The 2,532-nt window shown below is 48.8% G+C and carries 3 protein-coding genes; all 3 read right to left on the reverse strand.

Going from position 1 to position 2,532, the window contains the following annotated elements; genetic code table 11:
* Window positions 1-240: JAB domain-containing protein (locus ABYV26_RS24370; protein ID WP_372683943.1), on the reverse strand; the 240-nt coding region annotated here is incomplete at its 3' end.
* A gap of 109 nt (window positions 241-349) precedes the next feature.
* On the reverse strand, window positions 350-1,165 hold the full coding sequence (locus tag ABYV26_RS24375) for a DNA-primase RepB domain-containing protein (RefSeq protein ID WP_372683945.1): 816 nt from the start codon (window positions 1,163-1,165) through the stop codon (window positions 350-352).
* Between the two features lie 34 nt (window positions 1,166-1,199).
* Window positions 1,200-1,904 carry a single-stranded DNA-binding protein gene (locus tag ABYV26_RS24380; protein ID WP_372683944.1) on the reverse strand — a complete coding sequence of 235 codons (705 nt, stop codon included), beginning with the start codon at window positions 1,902-1,904 and terminating at the stop codon, window positions 1,200-1,202.
* Window positions 1,905-2,532 lie beyond the last annotated feature (628 nt).

Raw genomic sequence — 2,532 nt, forward strand, 5'->3', positions numbered from 1 at the left:
CATGCATTGGGCAAGGCTCCCTGTAGATACCAGGTTGGCGCCAATGGGCTTGAGTTTGGTATTCAGCATCACCACAACGAAATTTTCACGATCCGTCTGCCCGAGTTCCCTGATTACTTTTTTGATCAGCTTGGAACTCGAGGCACTGTTGTTGATTGAGTCGCCACCCAGGAAAAGGATCTCCTGTTCCTTCACCATGTGCAGTTTATAAGCGTAAAATCGATATTCTTTCCTATTCATGGGGCACCTCCCTATTTTTGACCGTAAAGGTCTCTCGCATCAGGGAGGACAACCCCTATCGGGAAACCTTTACGGCTTCCCCGAATTGGGGATGCAATTCATGTGTCAGTTAGTCGTTAATAATCTCCACGGCTTTTCTGATCGTCCTTTTAAGGTAAGCGGTTTGGCGCCGTTCACCTTTGTGATGGGTCCAATCTTCCCGTTCATTTAATAATCGCTCGGTAATTATCTCCGGGTCCACGCCCTGCCGCAGCAAAGCGAGGACATAGGCAAAATCGGTGGCCGAGTCGTCCCCGCGCTCGTAATCGCAGCGCTGGACGTTTTTACCCGACCGATTATGCTTTTTAATACGCACCTTCGCAATTTGTAGACATACCGGTTTCTTTGGAAGGGTTATTGTAGGTACTTGGGCAACTTTTTGCCAATCCACCCAGATGAGGCGGGAGAGGGGATAGTGCCCATCCTGTTCGTATTTGTTCTTGCGGTTCCGGAACCCCGGACAGCGGCCCCAGCGTGAATTGGGATCACAAGCGGTATCGGAGTTGAAATATCTGATCCAATACCTTTTCTCCGGATTGCTGATACTGCGGCCGGCTTTGACCCAGACCTGAAAGTTGCCCGGGCTGGTTTCGACCACCAGGCGTCCGGGCTTAAAGCGGTCCTGCTCTTTTTGGTACTTCAACCTATCTTCCGGGATGTCATCTAAAAGTAGAAAGCGCCGCTCATCTTCAGGCTTCATGAAAATATGATAGCCTCTGGCATTCATTGCCCTTAGATACCCAATTTTATTGCTTGAAGGTGTAAGCGACCACAGCCCATTATCCGGATTCATGACACCGATCTTCCAAAAGCCAAAATATCGACCAAGTTTTTTAAATATCCGCTCCATCGATACCCCCATAAAAAAGTAGAGCCCCTGGATCACGCGGCTCAATTCATATGTGATCCAGGGGCGCTGGTTAAAACGGAATATCGCTATCCGCATAATCAAAGGACGCGGACTCGGGATACTCCGCCATTTCCTGCTTCTTGGGCTTGGCGTCAAGCGCTCGCCACTTGTGCGCGACAACGCCCGTGGCATAACGGGTTTGACCCTCCTTGTCATATTTTCTTGTTCGCACTTTCCCTTCCACATAGACCAGACGGCCTTTGCTCAATATTTTGGCCGCATTGTCGGATAAACCGTTAAATGTGGCAACGCTGATCCATTGGGTGGTCTCTTCGCCTTTGAAATATTCGTTACATGCCAGGGAAAAGTGGGTAATCCCTTCTCTGGGTGTCAGAGGATCCTGGCCGAGGCGACCGATCAGGGTCATTTCGTTTTGGTCAAATTCCTTGTACCTTTGTTTCTCTCCTTCGCCCAGGATCCCAAGCCGTTTGGCCCGGATCTCGAAATAATAGCGGATCTCGTCTTCCTTTTTATAGCTGCCGGTGTTGGCCGATCCTTGAACAAAAACGAGCGCGCCCTTGGCAACGCCTTTCATCTGTTCGGCAACCGGCCCGAAAGCAGCCACATTCACCCACTCGGTGCGCTCATTCAATTCGTTGTCTTTGCTTTTCCATGTCTCCTTTACCGCCAATTGAAATCGACACGCGGTTTGCTCACCGCCATTTAGAAAATTGGCCTCTTTTCCCAACCGTCCGATGATGATTGCTTTGTTCATGCGATGCTCCTTTCGTTTAGCGGGAACAAAAAACACCTGTAGCGCCAAGGTGCGCTCAAGTTCTTTGGTCCCTTGTTAATGGATGTCTAGAGAAATTTTATAGATGAATCGTGTGGGGTGTGGAGTGTGGGTATGACACTGTCGCCGGCAGACAGTTCGGCTTCTTGGCTTGGCCGTTGCAGAGCGTGTCTTCCCAATGTTTGGCTGATGCCGTTTTGGGAGTGGCGACTACTGATTTGTGGACACCGATCCGTTCAAGGCGTGAATGGATCTGAGGTAAGGATTGTTCAGGGTAGAAACCTGTCATCCCGAGGTTCGCGCGAAGGCGAAGGGAACAATGAAAAGATTTTTCATTGAGCAGATAATTACCAAAATTCTATAGAAAAAATAAGAAGTCGTCAAGTAAAAAAATACTACCCTGTGTCAAGCAACTTTCGAAATAATAGTGGGGTATTTCACTTTTCTCCTGGACGGTTTTACTTGGCCGGTTTTTCCTTTGTAGTCCCATTGATACCAGATGAAACCAGATGTGCTTATAAGCTCAACTCGACCATGAATTCGGTTGCCTTGACTACCGGTCTGACAACCCCTTTTTCCCTGACAAGGTCCACAATACCGTAGTTAGAAA

It is taken from the genome of Desulfosarcina sp. (genome assembly GCF_041551955.1).
GTDB lineage: Bacteria > Desulfobacterota > Desulfobacteria > Desulfobacterales > Desulfosarcinaceae > Desulfosarcina.